The 1,490-nt window shown below is 66.4% G+C and carries 1 protein-coding gene and 2 pseudogenes; all 3 read right to left on the bottom strand.

Annotated features, from left to right (window positions below):
* Nucleotides 1-500, bottom strand: a pseudogene (locus A5695_RS07230) (cytochrome P450); the annotation flags it as partial.
* Nucleotides 493-1,323: an SDR family oxidoreductase gene (locus A5695_RS07225; protein ID WP_068079498.1), complete on the bottom strand. Its 831-nt coding sequence runs from the start codon at nucleotides 1,321-1,323 to the stop codon at nucleotides 493-495. The pseudogene A5695_RS07230 and the gene A5695_RS07225, both read right to left, overlap by 8 nt.
* Nucleotides 1,324-1,490: pseudogene (locus tag A5695_RS28340) on the bottom strand (cytochrome P450); the annotation flags it as partial.

The following is a 1,490-nucleotide window of genomic DNA, read 5'->3' as shown; positions in this document are numbered from 1 at the left end:
AGCTGTTCACGGAATTTCAGCCCGATCAGGCAGGCTGTCGAGGTGTAGATGGTCAGCTCGGCGAAGAAGTCGAGCAGCTCGATCTCGCCCTCCTCGCCCCAGCCGGCGATCATCTTCTTGACTTCGCCCTCGATGGTGGCGGCGTGGCCCTTCATCTGCTCGCCGCGCAACGCCGAGTTGTGCAGCATCTCCTTGCGCCGTTCGGGGCTGGCGTCGAAGACGACACCCTTGCCGAAGATCGGCGTCATGAACGGATAGGCCTCGGCCTGGTCCAGATCCTCGTCCGCGGAGCGGAAGAAGAACTCGTTGGCGCCCGCCCCGGACAGCAGGATGACGTGCTTGTCGACCAGCTGGAACCAGCCCACGTCGCCGCATTCCTCCCGCACGCGCTTCATCAGACCGATTGGATCCGTGCGGAATTCCTCGAGGTGACCGTGCTCCTCCTCGCCGCCGGAAACCCGCGGCACGAGCGCGGTCTTCGCCGTGGTTGCATCAGCCATGTCCTGGCATCCCCTCTTCGCCTAACGCCAGCTTCTGGCGATCTTTCTTCTCGGCCAACGGGGCTTCGGGCTGAAGCTCCATGTTGGCGATGAACCCACCGCGCGGGGTCTCGGCGACGAACGTGATGGCGCGCGCGAGGTCCGCCGCGCGCAGAAAGTAGTCGTGGCGGGCCTGCCCCCACTTGGCCCAGTCCTCGAGCGCGGGCCCGATCTTCTCGGCCGGCAGGCTCCAGCCCATCGATGTCTTGGTCGGGCCGGGATGCACGATCGAGGCCCGCACGCCGGTGCCTTCGAGCTCCATCTGCAAGTTGGTGACCATTGCGACGAGCGCCGCCTTGGCAGCCCCGTAAGCGCCCATGTGCGGCCGCTGACGCAGGGCCACGTCTGAGCCGACGAAGATCAGGTCGCCGCGCTGCCGTTCGAGCATGCCCGGCAGCACGGCTGAGGCCAACCGGAAGGCGCCGACGAGGTGGATCTGTAGCTGCGACTCGAACTCGTCGCCTGCGATCTCGGCGAGCTTGCCGAAGTAGGTGTCACCCGCCCCCGCCACCAGCACCTCGATGTCACCGAGCGCGTCGGTAGACTGTGCGACAAAGGATTTCACTGAGTTTGGGTCCGTCACGTCCAGGTGGAACCCGACCGCCTCGCCGCCTTCGGCGTTGATCTTGCCGACGATGTCGTTGAGCTTCTCCACCCGGCGCGCGCCGAGCGCGACCGGGAAGCCGTGCGCCGCAAGTTCGATGGCGGTGGCCTCCCCGATACCGGAGGAGGCGCCGGCCACGATCGCCGGCCGTCGTTCGGGCAGAGGGTCAAAGCGGGGCATTCAGCGGACCTCCACGGTCATCGGTAGGTGAGCGAATCCGCGGACATTGCTCGAGTGAACGCGGACGGCGTTGGGCTCGTCCACCTCGTATCCGCGGATTCGCTTGAACAACTCGGCGAGCGCAACCCGGGCTTCCATCCGGGCCAGATGCGCGCCGAGGCAGAAGT

This window comes from Mycobacterium sp. E1747, from assembly GCF_001667775.1.
Taxonomy (GTDB): domain Bacteria; phylum Actinomycetota; class Actinomycetes; order Mycobacteriales; family Mycobacteriaceae; genus Mycobacterium.
The sequence above is the reverse complement of the archived record's forward strand: the minus strand, read 5'-3'. Positions and strand labels throughout refer to the sequence as shown.

Excerpts from the sequence above, each read along its gene's own strand:
- A5695_RS07225 (WP_068079498.1), bottom strand. The coding sequence starts at position 1,323 with ATGCCCCGCTTTGACCCTCTGCCCGAACGACGGCCGGCGATCGTGGCC.